The organism is Klebsiella sp. JN_Kp122, from assembly GCF_040062085.1.
Taxonomy (GTDB): Bacteria; Pseudomonadota; Gammaproteobacteria; order Enterobacterales; family Enterobacteriaceae; genus Klebsiella; species Klebsiella aerogenes.
The window spans coordinates 40,734-63,305 of the sequence record NZ_JBEAHW010000039.1 but is presented as its reverse complement, the minus strand read 5'-3'; the positions used below and the strand labels follow the sequence as shown (position 1 = coordinate 63,305).

Sequence of the window (22,572 nt, the reverse complement as noted above, 5' to 3'; positions counted from 1 at the left end):
TTTATCAGGTAACTAGTTATAAACAACGTTCAGGGTGACGACGCTCTGGAACTCCCCGGTACCGGGGTTGTGGCCTGGGGTTGCCATTCTTGCGATAAAAATGATTTCACCGGCATGGCTGTCTGACTCGAGAGTGACGTCATGACTCTGCCCGTTAGACATTTGCCAGTGATCCGCATCGGTTAATAATTCCAGTGCAACATCGGTTGCGCCGCCCCCCTCTGCCGTAATCCCGTTGGCAAAATAGAATGGCTGGGTTCCATCTACGGCACCGGTAAACGCTACCGTCGCTTTAGTCAGCGAGGGAGAACAGTTAGTGAAAGAGACAGTGAACGGGACATTGTCCGTGCTATCGCCTTCATTAATAAAATCCGTTGGCAGATAGGTTCCCAGTTCAACGGTCGCGGGATAACTAACATTACAGCTGCCTGCCACAATATTCCCCGTGACGCTGAAGTTAATGACATCCTGTGTGTTGTACGCCAGCGCAGACGGCAGCCCGGCAACGAAAAGCAGGCTCGTCGCCGCCATGCGTCGGACGGTAGCAAAATGAAAGCGTGACATCAGTGAGCCCCCTGGACGGGATGGCATATCCCGTTGATAAACAGAATATCGGCCTGCGACTTCGCACCCGCCAGTGAGTAGTCAACGGCACACTGTTTGTTCGCCCCGTCGCCCCACCTGACCATCAGTTGCCCTTTATCGGCGAGACCAACCAGGTATACTTCGCCACTGTCGCCGACGATGCTGCTGCGGGTGTCGTCCGAATCATCGCTGGTTTGCGTAACTACCGCGCCGAACGGCACCGGCTTACCGTTGAAGATCAACGTCATCATCGCCTTCCGGCCAATCCAGGTGTTGTACTTCACGCGGACCACCGCGCCTTTGGTCGGCACCACGGTTTTGGCGACGTTATCAATGGCCGCGGTGGCATCGCTGGCCTCCACGGTATTGAGGGAAATCTGGTTACTGTGGTACGGACGCACGTACGGCACAATCGCATTACCAAAGTAGTCGGTATGGACGTTAGTCTGGCCATTGATCGGCACCCCGGAGACGCCCGGCGTTTCCACCAGCGCTACGCTGTCATTCAACTGACGGGCCAGGGTAATACCGCCGCTGTGAACCACCATTCCACCGCGCAGGCTATAGTTCAGACGACGGCTGTAGTCGTCGTAGCTGTAACCGGCGGACACATCGGCATACGAGCTCTGGTAGCCGACGGTAACGTTGCCGTTGGTCGCTTCTGAATCGGCGTTATAGCCTTCCGACACCTGCCAGTTGAGCTGATTTTGCTGCATTGCGGTGCCGGAAATACCGATGTTATGCGTGGTATCGCCGTGTTTGCTGCTGTTCATCGAGTAGTTAGCCGAAATCGACTGCGCTGCTTCACTATTACTGAAGGCGCTGAACGGTACGCTAAAGTTAAGCGAGAAGACGTTATCGTCATCGTATTCATCGGAATCGTTGCCATAACCGCCATCAACGTTTTTCGTGTGCGCATAGTTTAGCGAGTACGATACCGGCCCCAGCGTGCTGCTGAAGCCGAGGTTCAGCGAGTCGGCGTGCTGGCTATTCCAGTAGGAGGCGTCATACATGGTCAGGGACAACGTACCGAAAGGCAGCGTCTGTGAGATAGTCACGTCGAAACGATTACGTTCGCGACCGTTATCGATGGCGCTGTTGCCCGGGTCCCAATCATTGAGGAAATCCTGGAACGACAGATAACCGCGGGTTGAGAATTTGTAGCCAGCCACCGCAATATCGGTGTTGGTCTGCTGCAGCGTCTTGCTGTAGCGCACGCGGTACGACTGGCCGCTATGGTGTTCCATCTGCCGTATATTGTCCGGCTGCGGGACATCCGCCCACGACTGTGAAATATCAAAAGAGAGCGCCCCGGCGCTGCCGAGGTTAAACCCGGTACCGGCAATCAGGTTGGAGTATTTGTCTTCCGCCTGAATATAGCCGCCGTACAACGTCACGCCTTTGCCGACGCCCCAGGCCGCCGATCCCTGGACAAAGTTAAAGTCTTCCGCACGCGAATCCGAGCCGTCCTGGCGGGTTTTACCCGCCACCAGGCCATACTGCACCTGTCCTTCGCGCTGTAGCACCGGCAATGTGGCGTAAGGGACGATGAAGCTACTTTGCGAACCATCAGACTCCTTGATCATCACTTTCAGGTCGCCGGAGCTACCGGTCGGGTACATATCGCTGAATTCGAATGGCCCCGGCGGCACCGTAGCCTTATAGATGCTGTGTCCGTTCTGGTACACCGTGACCTCGGCGTTGCTGCGGGCGATACCGCGGATCACCGGCGCGAAGCCCTGCATGCTGTCCGGCTTCATATCATTATCGGAATACATCTGTACCCCGGTAAAACCCACGCTATCGAACACACCGCCGCGGGTGGTGCCCTGCCCGAGAACCAGTTGGCTTTTCAGAGATTTGATATCGCGGGAAGCGTAGGTGTACACCGAATCCCACTCACTTTCGGATTCAGAGTGGCTGTAGGTGGAATAGTTACGCAAACGCCACGCCCCCAGGTTCAGCCCCGGCTGTAGGCTGACGAACTGGTTGCTACTGTCCACGCCATTACGGTGGTGCAAATCCTGCTGACCAGAGACGCTGTAGTTAAGCAAACCGGCGGCAATACCTTCATCCCATCGCTCTGGCGAAACGTAGCCACGGGCGGTGTTGAGCAGGGCAACCTGCGGGATAGTGAGATCAAAGCGCTGATTCGCCAGATCCATTTTCTGTTCCAGACCCGGAATAGCCTGCAGGCTGGCGCACTCTCTGGCTTTGTCCTGTTCGCTAAAGTAGTTATCGACCCGCACATTCCAGGCTTTCAGCTCAGACACGCTCAGGCACGCTCCAACAACCTGCCCGGCGGTGGTGTTTTTGTCGTCCGACAGCTTGCGAAAGGAAATGGTTTTAGTATCCACCAGTCTACCGTTGATATAAATATCGACGTTATAGTCACCAGGCGGTACCTCATCTTTGGCAAACAGACTGAGATCCATCATTGGCGTCTCTGTACTATCCGTTTCCAAAAGACGAGGGTTAAAATGTTCCTGAGCAATGGCGCTGAAAGAACTGAAGGCAATACTGAGCCCCAGCCCTAAAGAAAGGACATAGGTATGCTTAACTTTTTCCATTATTACCCTGTATCCGTACGGGATACGTACCGTGCCGATTAATATGAAGAGACTTTGTCCTGACCTTTCACGCCGTAATCATTAATCAGCGACCAGGTCACTTTGCCGTGGGAGGGGATCTTCCCTTCGGAAATATTCAGCGTGGAGAACGGTGCGACAAAATATTGGCCGCTGAGCGCATGATTATTAATTTCTATGCGGGAGAAGTTCATATAAAACGGCGTCGGGTTATTGACCTGCACACCGCCGGCAGCCGGCTTCCATACCACTTTATTTGCACTGCTTTCCGGCGACTGGCCTTTGAGTGCAACCGGGCGATAGATCAGCTTAATTTTCGAATTGATGGCAATCTGCATGGTATTTTTGCCAGCAGAGCTATCATCCGTAGCGGGAATACCTTTTACGTTTAGCCACAATAATGATTCGCGATCTTCCGGAACCGGCATCCCTGAACGAACAATACGGATCGATGCTTTTTTCCCGGCTTCGAGGCGAAACAGCGGCGGCGTAATAATCATAGTTTCTTTTTTCAGCGCACTACCTTCGGCGGAACTGACCCAGGATTGCACCAGATTGGTAACTTTGTCCGAGTTTTCCACGGATAACGAGGCGGCCTGATGGGAGCCGTCAAAAATCACCCGCGTTCCGCCGGTAACGATACTGGCAGACGCATTCAGGCTGGCAACGGCGGCCACACAAAAAACAAAAGCTGCGATGGGTTTCATTATGCACTCACAAAAATATAAGGAGGGTTTCCCCTCCTTCAGGATTAGTTATAGCGGACGTTATAGGTCACGACGGACTGAACCGTACCAGCAACAGCCTGATCAACAGCAATCATCGATGCGGTGTAGGTCTCGGTAGCAGAGCCAGAGTCCAGGGTAATAGGATCGTTGTCTGCATTGTTCTTCACGATGGTGCCATTAGAACCGCCTTGCTTCAGTTGAACGGCAACGTTTTGTGCAGCAGTAACGCCAACCCCAGAGGCAGTATTCGCGAAGTACGAGTCATCACCAGCCACCGGGTCAACCGGCGCAGAGAAGACAATATTGACATTGGACGCAGTCGGGCACTGGTCCAGATTAAAAACGAACTGTTTCGGCGCGCCGAGGTCACCTTTTGCTACCAAATCAGTTGCTGCCACGCTGCCCAGTTCAACGGTTGCATCCGGAGTACCGCCATCAACAGTGATGTTGCAACCCGTCTCCAGCACTTCACCGTTAAAGGTAATGGTGTTAGATGCCATCGCTGCCGCGCTCATGCCAAAAGTCAGAACCAGAGCTGCGCCGATTTTAGTAAGTTTCATTCTTTAATATCCCAATAAAAATAATAAACATCGCAATTATTAATTGTTGTCAAAATGACAACCGAAAAGCATTATCAACAAACGCCCATTAAACAATGCACGTTCAGTGATAATGTTTATTAACTCGTTTAGAAAAAATGGACGTCAATATGTATTTAAAAATATCCCATCGAGTCCATATTTAGACTACAAGATATTTACAGATTGATTCAAATTGGATGCATTTAATTAAAAACTTATGGAGGGTTGACTGTTTAAAAAATACCCAGAGAGAAGCAGAAATGAGTAATGATAGCTGACAAGATGTGAATTATAACCATTAATGATTAAGTCACTAGTTATAATCTAATTGAAAATAGTTGTCACGCCCTTTAATTCTAAATAAAAAGGCCCGGAATATCCGGGCCAGTCATTTAACGCTTATCTGCCGCCAACAGCGGTGGAATATGCGGCACCTGCGGCGCTTCATCAATATCTTTCTGCGTCATGCGGAATGCTTCCGGATAATGTTCGCGGCTGGTACGACGCAGCGGTTCGGTATTACGCCAGGTATAGAGACAGTGTTGGCACTGGTAAACGATCCATACCCCTTTTACCGGCGACGTCGCCATCACTTCAATCTGTTCATCAGCGCAACGTGGACAAATCATCTTCTTCTCCTTATTTACGGTTGGCCAACATGGCGGTCAGTTTTTCAGCCCAGGCTTTGGTTTCCGGTAAATCCTGAACCGGCTGGCTGTAGTGACCGCGAAGGTCCGGCGCAACCGGGGTGGTGGCGTCGATAATCAGTTTGTCGGTGATCCCCGCCGGACTGGAACCTGGGTCGAGCTCCAGTACCGACATGTTCGGCAACTGCACCAGGTCGCCCGCCGGGTTGACCTTCGAGGAGAGCGCCCACATCACCTGCGGCAGGTTGAACGGATCGACATCTTCATCGACCATAATCACCATTTTCACGTAACCGAGGCCGTGCGGGGTAGTCATCGCCCGTAATCCCACCGCGCGGGCAAAACCGCCGTAGCGTTTTTTGGTGGAGATAATCGCCAGCAGGCCATGGGTGTACATGGCGTTGACCGCCTGCACCTCCGGGAACTCCGCCTTCAGCTGCTGGTACAGCGGCACGCAGGTCGCCGGGCCCATCAGATAGTCGATTTCGGTCCACGGCATACCGAGATATAACGATTCAAAAATCGGTTTTGTGCGATAAGAGACTTTATCGATACGCACCACCGTCATATTGCGGCCGCCTGAGTAGTGGCCGGTGAACTCGCCGAACGGCCCTTCGATTTCACGCTTGCGCCCTTCAATCACCCCTTCAAGGATAACCTCTGAGCCCCAGGGAACATCAAAGCCGGTCAGCGGCGCGGTGGCGATGGGATACGGGCTTTCGCGCAGCGCGCCCGCCATCTCATATTCTGACTGATCATATTTCAGCGGCGTGGCGCCCATCAGGGTAATAATCGGATCGTTACCCAGGGTGATGGCAATGGGCAGATCCTCACCGCGCTCTTCCGCTTTATGCAGATGCAGCGCGATATCGTGCATCGGTACCGGCTGCAGGCCCAGCTTGCGCTTGCCTTTCACTTCCATCCGGTAAATACCGACGTTCTGCTTGCCGAAGTTGTCCGGGTCAAGCGGATCGCGCGAAACCACACAGGCTTTGTCGAGATAGAAACCACCGTCGCCATCGTTCAGGCGGAACAGCGGCAGAATATCGAACAGGTTGATATCGTCGCCATCAACGGTGTTTTCCGCCCACGCCGGATTGGCGCGACGCTCCGGCGTTACCGGGAATTTATCCCAGCGGCGAATAAATTCATCAATCTGCTTTTTCACCGGCGTGTTTGGCGGCAGCCCCAGCGAAATCGCGTGGTTTTGCCAGGAACCGATGGTGTTCATGGCGACACGGGCGTTGGTAAAGCCGCGAATGTTATCGAACCATAGCGCCGGCGCGCCGTCGCCGATGCGCCCAGTGGCGTTAGCGGCAGCGGCGAGATCCGGCTCGGCATTCACCTCTTCGCTAATTTTTAGCAGTTGCCCCTGCTCATCCAGCGCCTGCAAAAAGCTGCGTAAATCATCAAAAGCCATGACTAATTCTCCTGTGATAAATTCTCGACCGCGCGTAAGCCTTTCCAGCGACGCGCTTTGTGGTATTCGAGACCAAACTGATCCAGCACCCGGGTTACAATATGGTTGGTGATATCCTCTACCGTTTCCGGGTGGTTGTAATAGGCAGGCATGGGCGGCACCATCGCTACGCCCATGCGCGACAGCGCCAGCATGTTCTCCAGATGAATGGTGCTCAGCGGCATTTCACGTGGCACCAGAACCAGCTTGCGCCCCTCTTTCAGCACCACGTCCGCCGCGCGGCCGACTAACCCTTCCGCATAGCCAGCGCGGATACCCGCCAGCGTTTTCATGCTGCAGGGGATAACAATCATGCCGTCGGTACGAAACGATCCTGATGAGATGGTCGCGGCCTGATCCGCAGGGCTATGGCAGAAGTCCGCCAGCGCGGCGACTTCACGAGCGCTATAGGGCGTTTCCAGCTCAATGGTGGTTTTTGCCCATTTCGACATCACCAGGTGCGTTTCCACATCCGGCATTTCGTTCAGCGCTTGCAACAGCGCGACGCCTAACGGCGCGCCGGTCGCCCCGGTCATCCCAATAATCAGTTTCATTCGCTACCTCATACATTGTTCGTATACGAACATTTGTATTAAAACTACGCTCATTCTTGCGAGATCTCAATATCGTTCGCACACGATCGCATCAATAATCAAAAAAATGAGATGTGAAAAGAAGCCGAAAATACGGCTATCATAAAGGTGATATTTTTGTGACGGAGTGTCCATGGAGTTACGTAACGAGGCGTTCCACCTTCTACGCCAGCTTTTTCAACAGCATACCGCGCGCTGGCAGCATGAATTACCGGAACTGACCAAGCCGCAATACGCGGTGATGCGCTCGGTAGCCGAACATCCTGGTATCGAGCAGGTGACGCTTATCGAAGCGGCCGTCAGCACAAAAGCGACGCTGGCGGAGATGCTTAGCCGGATGGAAAAACGCGGGCTGGTACGCCGCGAACACGATCCGAGCGATAAACGTCGCCGCTTTGTCTATCTGACGGATGAGGGGCAGGCGCTGCTGGCAAATTCCATGCCGCAGGGCAATCGGGTCGATGAAGAATTTTTGAGCCGCCTTAACGAAGAGGAGCGCGCGCAGTTTTCCCGGCTGGTGCTGAAAATGATGGAAAATAAAAACGCGGATTAAGCGGTTCGTTCGCGCAGAAAATCGATAAATGCCCGGACCTTGGTTGGCACATGCTGCGCGTCCGGGTAGACGGCGTATACCCCCTGCGATGGAAAAATATACTCTGGCACTACCCGCACCAGCTCCTGCCGCGCGATAGCTTCGGCCACCAGCCACTCCGGGAGTAGCGCCACTCCGCTTCCCGCCAGCGCGAAGCCCATTAACGCTTGTACGCTATCGGCTGAGATCCGCGGTGGTTGCGTAATTTCAAAAGCGATCGATTGCCCTTCGGCGGTCAGGAGCTGCCAGCGTAGCGGCGTCGCCAGGCGCTCGTTAACAATCCACGCCGCCTGCGCCAGGTCGGTAAGCGTGCGCAGCGGATGTTTATCCAGCCAAATCGGCGAGGCCACGGGCACGATGGCAAAACGCGAAATCCGGGCCGCATGATAGCGCGAATCGGCCAGGGTCCCGAGGCGTATCGCGACATCAAAACGTTCAGAGATCAAATCCGCGTGATAAGACGATGAGACGTGACGCACCCGCAGCGCCGGATGTTGACGAGCAAATTCCGCCAGCGCCGGGATAATCACCTGAGCGCCATATTCCGGGGTGGTGGTGATCCGCAATTCACCGCTTAATCCGGCGTGGCTGGCGCGCACCTCATCCTGTAAATTCTCCGCGGCTTTCAACAGCCCGACGCCGCGCTGGTAAAACACCGCCCCGGCTTCGGTGAGCGTTAACCGGCGCGTCGAACGCAGCAGCAACGTCACCCCCAGTTCACTCTCTAGCTGGCGAACGTTAAAACTGACCACCGCTTTGGTCTGCCCAAGCGCCGCCGCAGCAGCAGTAAAGCTTCCGGCATCAACAACGGCGACAAACATGGTAACGCGCTGCAGGTTTAGCATTTGAATAGGGCTTATTGTCAAAAATTTTTAGACAGTATATCCCTGAAAAGCGCATTTATCCGCCCCTGACGCGCGGTTTACAGTAATCCCCTGCATTGCCTGCAGCTTAATCCGGAGAAAACATGAACCCATGGATCCAAGAAGTTATCGACGCCCACGTGATCATTGAACAATGGCTGGGCCGGAAAGAAGGTAGCGCACAAGCGCTGATGAGCCGTTTTGCGCAAGAATTTACAATGGTTCCTATCAGCGGCGCTAAGATGGATTACCCGACGGTAAGCGGCTTTTTCCATAGCGCGGGCGGCAGTCGCCCGGGATTAAGTATCGTGGTTGATAATGCGCAGGTGTTGAGCGAATGGCATGACGGCGGCGCGGTGCTCTACCGCGAAAGCCAGACCCTGCCGGAACAAGGCGAAGTCGTGCGCTGGTCCACGGCGATATTTCAACGCATTGAGGGAAAAATCCTCTGGCGTCATCTGCAGGAAACCCGTATCGGTTAATGCAAAGGAAAAGGCCCAATCGCAGGATTGGGCCTTTTTGAAAGAAAACGATTTATTCGCGGAATAGCGCTTCGATGTTTAGCCCCTGTCCCTGCAGGATCTCCCGCAGGCGGCGCAGGCCTTCCACCTGAATCTGACGCACGCGTTCGCGGGTCAGGCCGATTTCACGACCCACATCTTCAAGCGTTGCGGATTCATAACCCAGCAGCCCGAAACGACGAGCCAGTACTTCGCGCTGTTTGGCGTTCAGTTCGAACAGCCATTTGACGATGCTCTGTTTCATATCATCGTCCTGCGTGGTGTCTTCCGGGCCGTTGTCTTTTTCATCGGCCAGAATATCCAGCAGCGCTTTTTCTGAGTCACCGCCCAGCGGGGTATCCACTGAGGTAATGCGCTCGTTCAGACGCAGCATACGGCTAACGTCATCAACCGGTTTATCCAGCTGTTCGGCTATCTCTTCGGCGCTTGGCTCGTGGTCCAGCTTATGCGACAACTCGCGCGCGGTACGCAGATAAACGTTCAGCTCTTTCACAATATGGATAGGTAAACGAATGGTACGGGTTTGGTTCATAATCGCCCGTTCAATCGTTTGACGGATCCACCAGGTGGCGTAGGTTGAAAAACGGAACCCACGCTCCGGGTCAAACTTCTCAACTGCGCGGATCAGGCCGAGGTTACCTTCTTCAATCAGATCCAGCAGCGCCAGACCACGATTGCTGTAACGACGAGCAATCTTCACCACCAGACGCAGGTTACTTTCAATCATGCGACGGCGTGAAGCAACATCTCCACGTAGTGCGCGACGGGCGAAATAGACTTCTTCTTCGGCCGTCAGCAGCGGGGAATAACCAATCTCACCAAGATACAGCTGTGTCGCATCGAGAACGCGCTGGGTGGCGCCTTGCGACAGCAGCTCTTCCTCAGCCAGATCGCTATCACTGGGTTCCTCTTCTACTAAGGCTTTCTCGTCGAAAACCTCCATTCCGTTCTCATCAAATTCCGCGTCTTCATTTAAATCATGAACTTTCAGCGTATTCTGACTCATAAAGGTGGCTCCTACCCGTGATCCCTGAGCAAAGCACCTTCCGCGACCCATCACTAAACGACGCCGGAGTTATCCTCTTTATGCCTCCACTGAAGGAGGCATATCGCGACCGCCCTGGCGCCTTTCATGGTGTTACGCCTATCCGTACTTTGCCAAATTATCGCTGCGGTAAGTACTGCAGCGGGTTGACGGATTTCCCCTTGTAACGAATTTCAAAATGTAATCTTGTTGAGCTGGTTCCGGTGCTACCCATGGTAGCGATTTTCTGCCCCGCTTTGACTTCCTGTTGCTCCCGAACCAGCATGGTATCGTTATGAGCGTAGGCACTCAGGTAATCATCGTTGTGTTTGATGATAATAAGATTACCGTAACCGCGCAGTGCGTTACCGGCATAGACGACGCGCCCATCGGCGGTCGCGACAATAGCCTGTCCTTTACTGCCTGCAATGTCGATACCTTTATTGCCGCCTTCCGCGCCGCTAAAGTTCTCGATAACCTTGCCATCAGTCGGCCAGCGCCATGATGAGATCGGCGAACTGGTAGACGTACTGCTTGCAGTCGGTTGGGTTGTGCTAACGGTTGATGGCGCCGTAACCGGAGCGACCGCTGTCGTGGTCGTTGCTGGTTTATTATTCGGCAACATCTTAGTAGCACTCTGTTCACCTGAAGATTCAGAATACGTAATAGTCGGTTGTGACGCAACCACTGCGGTGGATTTTTGTGCAGAAGTTGTGGTGGCCGTCGCACCGCCGCTTGCTTGCGCGCTAGCCTGAGATACCGGGTTTTCGCCGGTGATCGGCTGGCCTGCGGAGTTGCCGACCTGCAGCACCTGGCCCACGTTCAGCGCGTACGGCGCCGGGATGTTGTTGCGTTCCGCAAGGTCGCGGAAATCGTTGCCGGTGACCCATGCGATATAGAACAGGGTATCGCCGCGCTTAACGGTATAGGTACTGCCGCCGGTATAGCTGCCTTTCGGAATATCGCCATATTTACGGTTGTAAACGATCTTGCCGTTCACCGTCTGCACCGGTTGCTGAGCCATCGGCTGAACCTGGGTCGGCTGAGTCTGAATTGGCTGGGTCTGCATCGGTTGAATCGGCTGAGCCGGCGGAACTTGCTGCGCGCCGGAGGATGGCGGTGTAATCAGCATCCCGGAATTGGTGCTGGAGGACGCAGCGCCGCTTGCCGAATTCACCGGCGCAGGCGGATTATTGGTATTTGTACACCCGGCCAGCCAGAGTGAAACCAGTGACAACGCCGCAATACGGCTTACGGTAAATTTTGGGCTTCCCGCGCTCATTTATCCCCCAGGAATATGTTAACTGCCAATATCTTGCTTACCGGGCAGCGCCCGGCCAGGACACTGAAAAATGTGTCCACCCTACGCCTAAACTTAGGCAAAAAAAACCTGGAATAATCCGGGTTCAGGCCAGTTCCCCTCTGACGAGCGGAACAAAGCGAACGGCTTCGACGGTATCGATGAAAAATTCGCCGCCGCGGCGACGGATCCGCTTCAGGTACTGATGTTCTTCACCGACAGGCAAAACCAACACGCCGCCTTCATCAAGCTGCGCCATCAGCGCGGCCGGAATTTCCGGCGGCGCGGCGGTGACGATAATCGCGTCAAAAGGCGCGCGAGCCTGCCAACCCTGCCATCCATCGCCATGACGGGTTGAAACATTATGTAAATCAAGTTGTTTAAGACGCCGACGCGCCTGCCACTGCAGGCTCTTAATCCGCTCAACCGAGCAGACGTGGTGCACGAGGTGCGCCAGGATCGCCGTCTGATAGCCGGAGCCAGTGCCAATTTCCAGCACCCTTGAGTCCGGCGTCAGTTCCAGAAGCTCCGTCATCCGCGCCACCATATAAGGCTGCGAGATGGTTTGCCCCTGGCCAATCGGCAGCGCGGTGTTTTCCCACGCCTTATGTTCAAAGGCTTCATCAACGAATTTTTCGCGCGGAACCTGCGCGATTGCCTCGAGGACCCGCTCATCGACGATGCCCTGAGTGCGTAGCTGATTCAACAAACTTTCAACACGTTTACTTACCATTGCGTATCAACCCCGACGCGTTCTAACCAATCGGTTACCACCTCATGTGCCTGATGAGCGGTTAAATCGACATGCAATGGCGTTACGGAAACATAGCCTTCATCCACCGCAGCAAAATCGGTCCCCGGCCCGGCATCGCGCTTATCACCCGGCGGGCCGATCCAGTACAGCGTATTGCCGCGCGGATCTTTTTGCGGGATGACCTGGTCGGCCGGGTGCCGGTTGCCGCAGCGGGTGACGCGAATGCCTTTGATTTGCTCGAGGGGAAGATCCGGCACGTTGATGTTGAGGATCCGCCCGGTACGCAGCGGCTCGCGGCTTAACGCGCGCAGAATGGTGCACGTCACTGCCGCCGCGGTATCGTAATGTTGATAGCCGTTCAGCGAAACGGCAAGGGCGGGAAAACCAAGATGGCGGCCTTCCATCGCGGCCGCGACGGTGCCGGAATAGATAACATCATCGCCAAGATTGGGGCCCGCGTTGATTCCAGAGACCACAATATCCGGGCGCGGGCGCATCAGCGCGTTAACGCCGAGATAAACGCAGTCGGTCGGCGTGCCCATCTGGACGGCGATATCGCCATTTTCAAAGGTGAACGTGCGCAGAGAAGATTCCAGCGTGAGCGAATTTGAGGCGCCGCTGCGATTACGATCGGGTGCAACGACCTGGACCTCGGCAAATTCGCGTAAGGCCTTCGCCAGGGTTTGGATCCCCGGCGCGTGGATACCGTCATCGTTACTCAGCAATATTCGCATAGTCACCCGTTGTATTGATAAGTTCCCTTACCACGCTGGTGGCAAAACTTCCCGCTGGCAGCCAGAAGCGCAGTTCAACAGTGACATCATCCCACCAGTTCCAGCACAATTGCTGCGGATACAGCAGCATCGCCCGGCGCGCGGCTTCAACTTTCTCGCGCGCCAGCAGCGCCTGTAGCGACGTTTCTTCGGCTATCGCGGCTTGCTCGGCGGCCAGCGCGTCGCGTTGGCTGCCCCAGTCGCCGCTGCCCGGCAGCGCAGCGGTAATCATCAGTTCGCGGTTATCGACCCGCGCCTGTAATTCCGCCAACTCTTCGGTGGTTGCCACAAACCAGCTTCCGCGCCCCGCTAATTGTAGCGCATCGCCATCAACAACCTGATTAAATTCCGTTTTTTTTAATCTAATTGCAACTTGCTGATTAAACAACGCGCTGCGAGCCGCCGACAACCAAAAACTGCGTTTATTGCGATCGCGCACCGGTTCGCCGCTCTCTGCCCAGCGCAAAGCGCCCTGCAGGTTACTGCCGCCGATACCAAAGCGTTGCGCGCCGAAATAGTTCGGCACGCCGCCGTCGGCAATTGCCTGCAAGCGCTTTTCGACATCGTCGCGATCGCTGATTTCCCGCAGGATCAGCGTGAACTGGTTGCCCTTCAGCGCGCCTAAACGCAGCTTACGCTTATGGCGTGCATACTCCAGCACCTGGCAGCCTTCGAGCTGAAACTTGCTCAGATCCGGCATCTCTTTGCCCGGCACGCGGGCGCACAGCCACTGTTCGGTGACCGCGTGCTTATCCTTTTGCCCGGCAAAGCTCACTTCGCGCGCATGGATTTTAAGGAATTTCGCCAGCGCATCGGCAACAAAACGGGTGTTGCAGCCATTTTTCAGAATCCGCACCAGCACATGTTCGCCTTCGCCATCAGGGGCGAAACCGAGGTCTTCGACCACCAGAAAGTCTTCCGGATTGGCCTTCAGCCGCCCCTGGCCCAGCGGCTTGCCGTGCAGGTATGTTAAGTCATCAAAGGCGATCATTGCGCAGCCTTACGCAGCAGCGCCACCGCTTCACAGGCGATGCCTTCGCCACGGCCGGTGAAGCCAAGCTTCTCGGTGGTGGTCGCTTTCACATTGACATCGTCCATATGGCAGCCGAGATCTTCGGCGATAAACACGCGCATCTGCGGGATATGCGGCAGCATTTTTGGCGCCTGGGCGATGATGGTGACGTCAACGTTGCCAAGGGTATATCCCTTCGCCTGAATCCGCCGCCACGCTTCACGCAGCAGCTCCCGGCTATCCGCGCCTTTAAAGGCCGGATCGGTATCCGGGAACAGTTTGCCGATGTCGCCGAGCGCCGCGGCGCCCAGCAGCGCGTCGGTCAGCGCATGTAGCGCGACATCGCCATCGGAATGGGCGAGCAGCCCTTTCTCATAAGGAATACGTACCCCGCCAATAATAATTGGCCCTTCACCGCCAAAAGCGTGTACGTCAAAACCGTGTCCAATTCGCATTAAGCCTTCTCCTGGTGTCGGGAACGGGTAAGGTAAAATTCGGCCAGCGCCAGATCTTCCGGGCGCGTTACTTTAATATTATCAGCTCGTCCGGCGACCAATTCGGGATGGAAGCCGCAGTACTCCAGCGCCGACGCTTCATCGGTGATGGTCGCGCCTTCATCCAGCGCGCGCGTCAGGCAGTCAAATAGCAGTTCACGCGGGAAAAATTGCGGCGTCAGCGCATGCCATAAATCATTGCGTTCAACGGTATGGGCGATCGCGGTTTTGCCCGGTTCGGCACGCTTCATGGTATCGCGCACCGGCGCCGCCAGTATGCCGCCGACGCGGCTGGTCGCGCTCAGCGCCAGCAGTCGCGAGAGATCGTCCTGATGCAGGCACGGTCGCGCGGCATCATGAACCAGCACCCATTGCGCATCCGCTAACGCTTTTAGCCCCGCCAGTACCGAATCGGCGCGCTCGGCGCCGCCGTCAACGACGGTGACCTGCGGATGATGGGCTAAGGGAAGTTGACTAAAGCGGAGGTCGCCGGGGCTGACGGCGATCACCACCCGCTGAACGCGTTCGTTCGCCAGTAGCGCGGCGACCGAATGTTCGAGAATCGTTTTGTTACCGATTGAGAGATATTGTTTCGGGCACTCCGTTTGCATACGGCGGCCAAAACCGGCTGCCGGCACCACGGCGCAAACGCCCGGAAAAGTGGCTGCCATATTGTCATCCTGGGCTTGTTTATCGATTATTCTGCGCAGAACCCTGATTGCGTTTTGAGGCATCCGGCACCAGACGATAGAACGTTTCGCCCGGGCGGGTCATGCTGAGTTCATTGCGTGCGCGTTCTTCGATCGCTTCCTGACCGCCGTTGAGATCGTCAATTTCGGCGAAAAGCTGATCGTTGCGCGCTTTTAATTTGGCGTTAGTGGCCTGCTGAGCGGAGACATCGTCATTAACCCGGCTATAGTCGTGCAAACCATTTTTGCCAAACCACAGCGAGTACTGTAGCCAGACCAGCAAAGCTAATAATAGCAGCGTTAATTTACCCATCCTGCCCCCTGAAAAACGGCATCATCATCCCATAACTCGCCGGAGTACTCTACCCTGGCGCGCGGACGATGCCGCGTAACGCGGGGACTGTACCACATTTTTGCGATGGATACCCAGGCTTGATTCATCCCAAAAAGGCTATCCCAACAGCCAGAGGAACAGCAGACCAAACATCAGCCCGACGGTTAAAATCGTCGCGCAAACGCTGTAAATCAGCTTGCCGTCCAGTAATGAATGTAGCGCAATACCGACCACCACGGCGACCGGCATAATGGCAAGGAAGAAAGGCCAGGTGTAGAGGAAGAAAAAGAGCGTATTACCGCCATACAAGAGGAAGGGAATACCCAGCGCCAGCAGCCACGAAATAAAGCCCACGGCGGCGCCCGACAAAGACCAGGTGGTCTCGTCGCTGGCCGCCGGAGGCGGTTCTGAACGAATAATACTGAGGTTCTGGGTATTGCGCATATCGAATCCTGTTGACCGGCCGACCGGCACCCCTCGATGCCGTTGCCTTTTCAGGATCTGATAATATCGCTCTGTCGAAGCAGGTCTAATAGTTGGTGCACCAAATTTGTTACCAATTGTTCACCATCCAGATGAATTTCAGCATTCTCCGGGGATTCATAGACCGAATCAATACCGGTAAAATTGCGCAACTCCCCTGCCCGCGCCTTCTTGTACAATCCTTTTGGATCCCGCGTCTCACAGATGGCTAACGGGGTATCGACAAAGACCTCGATAAAGCGTCCCTCTCCCAAACGCTCACGCACCATCTGCCGTTCCGCACGATGCGGAGATATAAATGCCGTCAATACAACCAGCCCGGCATCGACCATCAGCTTAGCCACTTCACCGACGCGGCGAATGTTCTCTTTGCGATCGTCGTCACTGAATCCCAGATCGCTGCACAGCCCGTGACGCACATTATCGCCGTCAAGCAAATAGGTGCTTACGCCAAGCTCGTGCAACGCCTCTTCCAGCGCCCCGGCGACGGTGGATTTACCCGACCCCGAGAGGCCGGTAAACCACAGCACCACGCCGCGATGGCCATGGTGCCGCTCGCGCTGCTCTCGGGTCACCGGATGCGCATGCCAGACGACGTTTTCGTCATGCCGGGCCATTACTTGCCTCCCAGCAGATCGCGCGCGTCCCAGTGCGGGAAGTGTTTACGAATCAATTGATTCAGTTCCAGTTCAAACGCGCTGTACTGCGACGTCGGGGCCTGCGCCTGCAGGTGCGGTTCGTTGACCATTCCCGCGCCAACCGTCACGTTGCTCAGGCGATCGATAAAGATAAGCCCGCCGGTCACCGGGTTGTCCTGATACGGATCGAGCACCAGCGGCTCGTCAAAGGTTAGCTCCACCAGCCCGATGCCGTTCAGCGGCAGCGTGTCGACTTCCCGCTGGGTCAGATTGTTGATGTCCACCTGATAGCGGATAGCGTCAACGCGGGCGCGGGTTTTCTTGCCAGCCACTTTAATGTCATAGCTCTGGCCCGGCGACAGCGCCTGTTCCGCCATCCACACGACGTCGATGCTGGCGCTTTGTACCGCAGGCAGCGAGGCTTCAGCGTCAACCAGCAAATCGCCGCGGCTGATGTCGATTTCATCTTTCAGAACGATAGTGATCGCTTCCCCCGCCCCGGCCTGAGGCAGGTCGCCGTCAAAGGTGACAATACGCGCCACGTTCGACTCGACGCCCGACGGCAATACCTTCAGGCGCTGGCCAACGGTGACCGTACCGGAAGCGACGGTGCCGGAGAAACCGCGGAAATCCAGGTTCGGACGGTTCACGTACTGCACCGGGAAGCGCAGCGGCTGGCTTTCAACCTCGCGCTGGATGTCAACGGTTTCCAGCACTTCCAGCAGCGTCGGGCCGCTGTACCACGGCATTTTATCACTCTGGGTGGCGACGTTATCCCCTTCCAGCGCCGAGAGCGGCACGAAACGGATATCAAGCTTGCCCGGTAGCTGTTCGGCGAAGGTCAGATAATCTTCACGAATTTCATTGAAGCGCGCTTCGCTGAACTCGACGAGATCCATTTTGTTCACCGCGACCACCAGGTGCTTAATCCCTAATAGTGTAGAGATAAAGCTGTGGCGGCGAGTCTGGTCGAGCACGCCTTTGCGGGCGTCAATCAGCAGGATCGCCAGATCGCAGGTGGACGCGCCGGTCGCCATATTGCGGGTGTACTGCTCATGGCCCGGCGTGTCGGCAATGATAAATTTGCGTTTCTCAGTCGAGAAGTAGCGATAGGCGACATCAATGGTGATGCCCTGCTCGCGCTCGGCCTGCAGGCCATCCACCAGCAGCGCCAGATCCAGTTTCTCGCCCTGAGTACCGTGACGCTTGCTGTCATTGTGCAGGGAAGAGAGCTGATCTTCATAAATCTGGCGCGTATCGTGCAGCAGGCGGCCAATCAAGGTACTTTTGCCGTCATCGACGCTGCCGCAGGTCAGAAAACGCAGCAGGCTTTTGTGCTGTTGCGCGTGCAGATAAGCTTCTACGCCGCCTTCTTTAGCAATTTGTTGTGCAATCGTAGTGTTCATGGCGGCTCCTTAGAAATACCCCTGACGTTTTTTCAGCTCCATGGAGCCTGCCTGGTCGCGGTCAATGACGCGCCCCTGACGTTCGCTGGTGGTGGATACCAGCATCTCTTCAATAATTTCCGGCAGCGTTTGCGCGTTGGACTCTACCGCGCCGGTCAGCGGCCAGCAGCCGAGGGTACGGAAGCGCACCATCTGCTTTTTGATCATCTCGCCCGGCTGCAGATCGATACGGTCGTCATCAATCATCATCAGCATGCCATCACGCTCCAGTACCGGGCGCTCTGCCGCCAGGTACAGCGGAACGATTTCAATATTTTCCAGGTAGATGTACTGCCAGATATCCAGCTCGGTCCAGTTAGAGAGCGGGAAGACGCGAATGCTTTCGCCTTTGTTAATCTGGCCGTTGTAGTTGTGCCACAGCTCCGGACGCTGATTTTTCGGGTCCCAGCGGTGGAAACGATCGCGGAAGGAGTAAATACGCTCTTTAGCGCGGGATTTTTCTTCATCACGACGCGCGCCGCCGAATGCGGCATCAAAGCCGTATTTGTTCAGCGCCTGCTTCAGGCCTTCGGTTTTCATGATATCGGTGTGCTTGGCGCTGCCGTGAACGAACGGGTTGATGCCCATCGCCACCCCTTCCGGGTTTTTATGCACCAGCAGTTCGCAGCCATAGGCTTTGGCGGTACGGTCACGGAATTCATACATCTCACGGAATTTCCAGCCGGTATCAACGTGCAGCAGCGGGAACGGCAGGGTCCCCGGATAAAACGCTTTGCGCGCCAGATGCAGCATTACGCTGGAATCTTTACCGATGGAATACATCATCACCGGGTTAGAGAATTCGGCGGCCACCTCACGAATGATATGGATGCTTTCCGCCTCCAGTTGCCGCAGGTGAGTGAGTCGTTTTTGGTCCATAACCGTTCCTTAAGCCAGATTTACCACAGAAGAGTTAAACCCTTCCGCTGTCGTTGTGTGTTGAAACCAGGCGAGCTGCTGATGCAGCTGTACCACTTCGCCCACCACCAGTAGCGCGGGCATTGGGGCATCTTTCGCCAGATGTTCGAGCTGTTGTAACGTACCTGTCAGCGTCTGCTGATCCTCGCGAGTGCCGCGGGAAATCACCGCCACCGGAGTATTCGCGTCGCGGCCATGGGCGATCAGCTGAGCGCTGATGTCCGCCGCTTTCATGGTGCCCATGTAAATCGCCAGCGTTTGTTGGCTCTTCGCCAGCAGCGCCCAATCAAACGGCGCGCTGTCAGATTTATAGTGACCGGTGACGAAAACTGCGCTTTGCGCATAATCGCGATGGGTCAGCGGAATGCCGGCATAGGCCGTCGCGCCCGCCGCGGCGGTAACGCCTGGCACCACCTGGAACGGGATCCCGGCAGCGGCGGCGGCCTGCAGTTCTTCCCCGCCGCGCCCGAAGATAAACGGATCGCCGCCCTTCAGGCGCACCACCGTTTTCCCCGCTTTGGCGGCCTCCACCAGCATTTGATTCGTTTCGTGCTGCGGAACGGAGTGCTCGCCCGCGCGCTTGCCAACGCAGATCATTTCGGCATCGCGGCGCACCAGTTCCCGCACGCTCTCGGTCACCAGATGGTCATAAAACACCACGTCCGCCTGTTGAATCGCCTGCAGGCCGCGTAGCGTCAGCAACCCGGCATCCCCCGGCCCGGCGCCTACCAGAATAATTTCGCCCACGCTGCGTTCCGGCCTGTCGAGTTCATCCTGCAGCGCCCGTTCCGCCGCCGCGTGGTTACCGGCCACCATCAGGCTGGCAAAACGCCCGGTGAAAACGCGCTCCCAGAAGCGACGACGCGCTTCGGTGGTGGTCAGCCGGGTTTTCAGATGATGGCGCCAGTAGCTCGCCGTTTCAGCCAGTCGCCCCAAATTTGTGGGCAGTAGCGCTTCGATTTTTTCACGCAGAATGCGCGACAGCACCGGCGCCTTGCCGCTGGAGGAGATCGCCACCAGCAGCGGCGACCTGTCGACAATAGAAGGAAAGACGAATGAGCACAGTTGCTGGTCATCCACCACGTTCACCAGGCGGTAACGCGCGTTAGCCGCGGCAAACACCCGCTGGTTAAGTTCACGATCGTCGGTGGCGGCAATCACCAGAAATACATCGTCCACCTGCTGCTCATCAAAGGCGGTTGCCCGCCAGCTGATTTGCTGACGTTCAACCTGTTCAGCGAGCTCCGGCGACAGGACGGCGGCGACCACCTGTACCTTCGCCTGCGCCCGCAGCAAGAATTTAATCTTACGGACGGCAATTTCACCGCCGCCGATAACCAGCACGGGTCTCTCTTTCAACTCGGCAAACAGGGGCAAGTAATCCACGGCGCAACAACTCTCTTACATTCAGCAATAGAGGGACTATAGGGGGCGGCCTTGAGCAAATGAAATTACGAAATGGAATGAGTTGTGACGCAAAAGAATAACGAGCTGGAAATCTAAATATCAAAAAGTGCTTAACACGCTCATTTTCCGCTATTTAAGAGCAAATGAAATTGTTTAAGCGCCGTCACAGTTTCATACTAACGCGGTCGAAATGTTTCGCTTGTGTAAGGACCCATTATGTTTTCCGCGATGTGCCGCCGTCTGCTGCCGCTGGCGCTTGGCACAGGTTTTGTCTTCTCCGCCGCTCCGGCATTCAGCGCCCTGGGCGACACCGCCAATACCCAGGCCCGCCATATTGCTACCGTCTTCCCCGGAAGAATGACCGGTACGCCGGCCGAGATGCTATCAGCCGATTATCTTCGTCAACAGTTTGCCCAGATGGGTTATCAGAGCGACGTACGTAGCTTTAATACCCGCTACATCTATACCGACAGCAATCAACGTAAGAACTGGCACAACGCCACCGGCAGCACGGTTATCGCCGCGCATGAAGGCCAGTCTCGCCAGCAAATCATTATTATGGCGCACCTCGATACCTACGCGCCGCAGAGCGATAAAGACGTTGAGAACAACCTTGGCGGCCTGACGCTGCAGGGGATCGACGATAACGCAATGGGGCTCGGCGTGCTGCTGGAGCTGGCGGAACATTTAAAGAACGTCCCCACCCGTTACGGCATTCGCTTTATCGCCACCAGCGGCGAGGAAGAAGGCCGCCTGGGCGCGCAAAACATACTTAAACGCATGAGCGAGGCGGAAAAGAAAAATACGCTACTGGTGATTAATCTCGATAACCTGGTGGTCGGCGATAAGCTCTATTTCAATAGCGGGCGCAGCACGCCGGCATCGGTACGCAAGCTGACCCGCGATCGCGCGCTGGCTATCGCCCGTAGTCACGGTATCGCCGCGTTCACCAATCCAGGGCTGAATCCGGAGTTCCCGAAAGGCACCGGCTGCTGTAACGATGCCAGCGTTTTTGATAGCGCCGGGATCCCGGTACTCTCTGTGGAAGCGACTAACTGGTCATTGGGTAAAAAGGATGGCTATCAGCAGCGCAGTAAAACCCGTAGCTTCCCGCAGGGGACCAGCTGGCATGATGTACAACTGGATAACCAACAGTATATCGACAAAGCGCTGCCGGGAAGGATCGAGCACCGCGGGCGCGATGTAGTCAAAGTGATGCTGCCGCTGGTGAAAGAGCTGGCGAAAGTTGAGAAGAAAAAGTGATTTTCGCAAAGCGAACCCGCGGTATAGCCCGCGTGTCCGCTTTGGAATAACACTCTCCGGCATAGCGCATCGCTTAGCCTTCGTGCAATCCGCACTCCCGCTTGAGGCCAAAGAATCGGGTTTCTTCTTCCGCCATACCGGGTTCCCATTTACGGGTAGTGTGAGTGTCACCAACGGACAAATACCCCTGCTCCCAGAGCGGGTGGTATTTCAGGCCGTGCTTTTGCAGATACTGATAAACCGTCCGGTTATCCCAGTCGATAATCGGCAGCAGCTTAAAGACGCCGCGCTGGATAGCCAGCACCGGTAAATGCGCCCGGCTGCCGGACTGCTCGCGGCGCAGGCCAGCAAACCAGGTGCGGGTGTTGAGCTCCTTCAGCGCCCGGTTCATCGGCTCGACTTTGTTGATTTCATTGTACTTCTCAATGCCTTCAACGCCCTGCTCCCACAGTTTGCCATAACGCGCTTCCTGCCAGGCGGCGCTTTCCGTCGCCCGGTAGACTTTAAGGTTCAGGTTGAGCTTCTCGGTCAATTCATCAATAAACTGATAGGTTTCCGGGAACAGATAGCCGGTATCGGTCAGGATCACCGGAATGTCCGGGCGCAGCTGGTTCACCAGATGCAGGCTGACTGCCGCCTGAATACCAAAGCTTGAAGAGAGCGCATAGTCGCCGGGCAGGTTTTCCAGCGCCCACGCCACGCGTTCTTCGGCGCTGAGTTTTTCCAGCTGAGTGTTAACTTCCGCCAGCGCCATGACGCGTTCTACTTTAGGCAGATCGTTCAGCGCGTTTAGATCGAGTTTGGACATAGATTCCTCACTGTGTGCCTTGCCTGATGGCGCTTCGCTTATCAGGCCTACGCGAACGGTAGGCCTGATAAAG

General features: G+C 55.7%; 25 protein-coding genes. 3 read left to right on the top strand and 22 right to left on the bottom strand.

What is annotated here, in order from left to right:
* Window positions 1-12: 12 nt before the first annotated feature.
* The 7 genes from ABLU78_RS15950 to ABLU78_RS15920 form a co-directional block, all read right to left on the bottom strand.
* Window positions 13-564: a fimbrial protein gene (locus tag ABLU78_RS15950; RefSeq protein ID WP_015703284.1), complete on the bottom strand. Its 552-nt coding sequence runs from the start codon at window positions 562-564 to the stop codon at window positions 13-15.
* Window positions 564-3,155 carry a fimbria/pilus outer membrane usher protein gene (locus ABLU78_RS15945; RefSeq protein WP_048229366.1) on the bottom strand — a complete coding sequence of 864 codons (2,592 nt, stop codon included), beginning with the start codon at window positions 3,153-3,155 and terminating at the stop codon, window positions 564-566. Before ABLU78_RS15945 ends, ABLU78_RS15950 begins: the two co-directional genes overlap by 1 nt.
* Window positions 3,156-3,193: 38 nt before the next feature.
* Window positions 3,194-3,880 carry a fimbria/pilus periplasmic chaperone gene (locus ABLU78_RS15940; protein WP_042895307.1) on the bottom strand — a complete coding sequence of 229 codons (687 nt, stop codon included), beginning with the start codon at window positions 3,878-3,880 and terminating at the stop codon, window positions 3,194-3,196.
* 44 nt (window positions 3,881-3,924) lie between these two features.
* Window positions 3,925-4,461 (bottom strand): hypothetical protein, encoded by a 537-nt coding sequence (locus ABLU78_RS15935; RefSeq protein WP_015703287.1) that lies wholly within the window; start codon window positions 4,459-4,461, stop codon window positions 3,925-3,927.
* A gap of 413 nt (window positions 4,462-4,874) precedes the next feature.
* On the bottom strand, window positions 4,875-5,111 hold the full coding sequence (locus tag ABLU78_RS15930) for a non-oxidative hydroxyarylic acid decarboxylases subunit D (protein ID WP_015369996.1): 237 nt from the start codon (window positions 5,109-5,111) through the stop codon (window positions 4,875-4,877).
* A 10-nt stretch (window positions 5,112-5,121) separates the two neighbouring features.
* The gene (locus ABLU78_RS15925; protein WP_042895308.1) at window positions 5,122-6,549 is read right to left on the bottom strand and encodes a non-oxidative hydroxyarylic acid decarboxylases subunit C; all 1,428 of its coding nucleotides are present in this window, start codon (window positions 6,547-6,549) and stop codon (window positions 5,122-5,124) included.
* A 2-nt stretch (window positions 6,550-6,551) separates the two neighbouring features.
* Entirely contained in the window at window positions 6,552-7,142 is a 591-nt protein-coding gene (locus ABLU78_RS15920; RefSeq protein ID WP_042895312.1) for a non-oxidative hydroxyarylic acid decarboxylases subunit B, read from the bottom strand.
* 172 nt (window positions 7,143-7,314) lie between these two features.
* Here ABLU78_RS15920 and ABLU78_RS15915 point away from each other — a divergent pair, with 172 nt between their 5' ends.
* Window positions 7,315-7,734, top strand: coding sequence for a MarR family transcriptional regulator (locus tag ABLU78_RS15915; RefSeq protein WP_042895315.1), 420 nt, complete (start codon window positions 7,315-7,317; stop codon window positions 7,732-7,734).
* Here the strand turns inward: ABLU78_RS15915 and ABLU78_RS15910 are convergent.
* Entirely contained in the window at window positions 7,731-8,618 is an 888-nt protein-coding gene (locus ABLU78_RS15910) for a LysR family transcriptional regulator (RefSeq protein ID WP_047049957.1), read from the bottom strand. The genes ABLU78_RS15915 and ABLU78_RS15910 overlap by 4 nt on opposite strands.
* 122 nt (window positions 8,619-8,740) lie before the next feature.
* On the opposite strand from ABLU78_RS15910, the gene ABLU78_RS15905 reads away from it, so the two are divergent.
* Window positions 8,741-9,118, top strand: a complete 378-nt coding sequence (locus ABLU78_RS15905; protein WP_015703291.1) for a DUF4440 domain-containing protein — start codon at window positions 8,741-8,743, stop codon at window positions 9,116-9,118.
* Between the two features lie 52 nt (window positions 9,119-9,170).
* On the opposite strand, the gene rpoS is transcribed toward ABLU78_RS15905, so the two are convergent.
* The 13 genes from rpoS to cysG form a co-directional block, all read right to left on the bottom strand.
* Window positions 9,171-10,163 (bottom strand): RNA polymerase sigma factor RpoS, encoded by a 993-nt coding sequence (gene rpoS, locus ABLU78_RS15900; protein ID WP_015369990.1) that lies wholly within the window; start codon window positions 10,161-10,163, stop codon window positions 9,171-9,173.
* A gap of 157 nt (window positions 10,164-10,320) precedes the next feature.
* Window positions 10,321-11,463 (bottom strand): murein hydrolase activator NlpD, encoded by a 1,143-nt coding sequence (nlpD, locus tag ABLU78_RS15895; RefSeq protein ID WP_045395344.1) that lies wholly within the window; start codon window positions 11,461-11,463, stop codon window positions 10,321-10,323.
* 124 nt (window positions 11,464-11,587) lie between these two features.
* The gene (locus ABLU78_RS15890) at window positions 11,588-12,214 is read right to left on the bottom strand and encodes a protein-L-isoaspartate(D-aspartate) O-methyltransferase (protein ID WP_015369988.1); all 627 of its coding nucleotides are present in this window, start codon (window positions 12,212-12,214) and stop codon (window positions 11,588-11,590) included.
* The gene (gene surE / locus ABLU78_RS15885; RefSeq protein WP_015369987.1) at window positions 12,208-12,969 is read right to left on the bottom strand and encodes a 5'/3'-nucleotidase SurE; all 762 of its coding nucleotides are present in this window, start codon (window positions 12,967-12,969) and stop codon (window positions 12,208-12,210) included. Before surE ends, ABLU78_RS15890 begins: the two co-directional genes overlap by 7 nt.
* Window positions 12,950-13,999, bottom strand: a complete 1,050-nt coding sequence (gene truD, locus ABLU78_RS15880) for a tRNA pseudouridine(13) synthase TruD (RefSeq protein WP_032712422.1) — start codon at window positions 13,997-13,999, stop codon at window positions 12,950-12,952. The genes surE and truD overlap by 20 nt, the downstream gene beginning before the upstream one ends.
* Complete coding sequence (gene ispF / locus ABLU78_RS15875) at window positions 13,996-14,475, bottom strand: 2-C-methyl-D-erythritol 2,4-cyclodiphosphate synthase (protein WP_015703296.1); 480 nt, start codon at window positions 14,473-14,475, stop codon at window positions 13,996-13,998. The genes truD and ispF overlap by 4 nt, the downstream gene beginning before the upstream one ends.
* Window positions 14,475-15,185 (bottom strand): 2-C-methyl-D-erythritol 4-phosphate cytidylyltransferase, encoded by a 711-nt coding sequence (gene ispD, locus ABLU78_RS15870; protein ID WP_020078075.1) that lies wholly within the window; start codon window positions 15,183-15,185, stop codon window positions 14,475-14,477. The genes ispF and ispD overlap by 1 nt, the downstream gene beginning before the upstream one ends.
* Window positions 15,186-15,204: 19 nt before the next feature.
* Complete coding sequence (ftsB, locus tag ABLU78_RS15865) at window positions 15,205-15,516, bottom strand: cell division protein FtsB (RefSeq protein ID WP_015369983.1); 312 nt, start codon at window positions 15,514-15,516, stop codon at window positions 15,205-15,207.
* 138 nt (window positions 15,517-15,654) lie between these two features.
* Complete coding sequence (locus tag ABLU78_RS15860) at window positions 15,655-15,981, bottom strand: DUF3561 family protein (RefSeq protein WP_015369982.1); 327 nt, start codon at window positions 15,979-15,981, stop codon at window positions 15,655-15,657.
* Window positions 15,982-16,031: 50 nt separating this feature from the next.
* Window positions 16,032-16,637, bottom strand: a complete 606-nt coding sequence (cysC, locus tag ABLU78_RS15855; protein ID WP_045395342.1) for an adenylyl-sulfate kinase — start codon at window positions 16,635-16,637, stop codon at window positions 16,032-16,034.
* A complete protein-coding gene (cysN, locus tag ABLU78_RS15850; RefSeq protein ID WP_045395340.1) occupies window positions 16,637-18,064 on the bottom strand; it encodes a sulfate adenylyltransferase subunit CysN in 1,428 nt (475 codons plus the stop codon). Before cysN ends, cysC begins: the two co-directional genes overlap by 1 nt.
* A 9-nt stretch (window positions 18,065-18,073) precedes the next feature.
* Complete coding sequence (cysD, locus tag ABLU78_RS15845) at window positions 18,074-18,982, bottom strand: sulfate adenylyltransferase subunit CysD (protein WP_015369979.1); 909 nt, start codon at window positions 18,980-18,982, stop codon at window positions 18,074-18,076.
* Between the two features lie 9 nt (window positions 18,983-18,991).
* Window positions 18,992-20,398 carry a siroheme synthase CysG gene (cysG, locus tag ABLU78_RS15840; RefSeq protein ID WP_162184003.1) on the bottom strand — a complete coding sequence of 469 codons (1,407 nt, stop codon included), beginning with the start codon at window positions 20,396-20,398 and terminating at the stop codon, window positions 18,992-18,994.
* A gap of 246 nt (window positions 20,399-20,644) precedes the next feature.
* Here cysG and ABLU78_RS15835 point away from each other — a divergent pair, with 246 nt between their 5' ends.
* Window positions 20,645-21,691, top strand: coding sequence for an aminopeptidase (locus ABLU78_RS15835; RefSeq protein WP_015369977.1), 1,047 nt, complete (start codon window positions 20,645-20,647; stop codon window positions 21,689-21,691).
* Window positions 21,692-21,764: 73 nt separating this feature from the next.
* Here ABLU78_RS15835 and cysH read toward each other — a convergent pair whose 3' ends face one another.
* Entirely contained in the window at window positions 21,765-22,499 is a 735-nt protein-coding gene (gene cysH / locus ABLU78_RS15830; protein WP_015369976.1) for a phosphoadenosine phosphosulfate reductase, read from the bottom strand.
* Window positions 22,500-22,572 lie beyond the last annotated feature (73 nt).